Annotated in this window: 1 protein-coding gene; it reads left to right on the top strand. The window is 66.4% G+C overall.

From position 1 onward, the window contains the following. Positions 1 to 1,022 (top strand): HAD-IC family P-type ATPase (locus AC5Y5O_RS32060; protein WP_500028753.1); only part of this gene is annotated, 1,022 nt, incomplete at both ends.

Below are 1,022 nucleotides of genomic sequence, written 5' to 3'. Positions count from 1 at the left end.
GGAGGCGCTGGAGACCGCGCAAAAGCTCGATACCATCGTGCTGGACAAGACCGGAACCATCACCACTGGCAAACCTGCTCTCACCGACGTCCGCGCGACCGGGACCGTGGCGGAGAACGAACTGCTCATGCTGGTTGCCGGCGCCGAAGCCGACAGCGAGCACCCCATAGCCAGCGCGGTAATCGCCGGTGCCCGTGGCCGCGGCATCACCGTTCCCGCCCCAGCGGCGTTTGATTCAGTCACCGGCAAAGGGGTCCAGGCTACGGTCGCTGGCCGTAGTGTCCTGGTTGGCACCGCGACCTTGCTGGCTGAAAACGGTATCGACACAGCCGAACTCGAGCAGATCAGCACCGAGCTCGCAGCCGCGGGCAAGACCCCGGTACTCGCCGCGGTCGACAGCTACCCGGCCGGCGTCATCGCCGTGGCCGACACCGTTAAGGGCGACTCCGTCTCCGCCATCGCCGCACTACGCGAGTTGGGTCTGCACGTGGTGATGATCAGCGGGGACAATGCCCGCACGGCAGCCGCGATCGCAGGCCAGGTCGGGATCGACCGAGTGCTCGCCGAGGTCTTGCCCGAACACAAAGCGGGTGAGGTCCGCCGGCTGCAAGCCGAAGGACGCCAGGTCGGTATGGTCGGTGACGGTATCAACGATGCTCCCGCCCTAGCCCAAGCCGACGTCGGATTAGCGATCGGCACCGGCACGGATGTGGCCATCGAAGCCGCCGACATCACCCTAATTTCAGGGTCACTGGCCGGGGTGGTTACCGCGATCCGGCTCTCCCGCGCCACCATGCGCAACATCCGGCAGAACCTCTTTTTCGCCCTGATCTACAACGCCGTTGGCATACCGCTCGCAGCCGGCGCGCTGTATCCGCTGCTGGGGCTGCGGCTCTCACCGATGGTCGCCGCCGCCGCGATGGCCCTATCGTCACTATCAGTCGTCGGCAACGCCAACCGCCTACGCCGCTACCCCATCAAGCCGCTGCCGACCACTGAGGCACCCGCGGTCGAACCCCACA

Source organism: Mycobacterium sp. NGS40 (assembly GCF_059812735.1).
The sequence above is the reverse complement of the archived record's forward strand: the minus strand, read 5'-3'. Positions and strand labels throughout refer to the sequence as shown.